Genomic DNA, 202 nt, shown 5'->3' with positions numbered 1-202 from the left:
TAGTCAGAATGTCCTCCAAGCTCTATCCACATTACCGCAAACAATAGGAAGCATCTGGCATAGCATCTTTGACGATGTATCGACAGCCTACCACCAGAAGGTGGCTAAGGATCGAGCGACCAAGGAGGGAATCGTCGTCAACCCACCAGAACTCGGGAACTTACCGGGACAGGGAGAAGTGACCTATGCCAGCCAGGTTCAG

The 202-nt window shown here is 52.0% G+C and carries 1 protein-coding gene; it reads left to right on the top strand.

Translation table 11 applies throughout. The annotated features are described in order from the left end of the window. Nucleotides 1–202: hypothetical protein (locus ADI74_RS02665; protein ID WP_049536869.1), on the top strand; the 202-nt coding region annotated here is incomplete at both ends.

Source organism: Streptococcus pseudopneumoniae (genome assembly GCF_001074565.1).
GTDB classification, from domain to species: Bacteria; Bacillota; Bacilli; order Lactobacillales; family Streptococcaceae; genus Streptococcus; species Streptococcus pseudopneumoniae_J.
The sequence above is the reverse complement of the archived record's forward strand: the minus strand, read 5'-3'. Positions and strand labels throughout refer to the sequence as shown.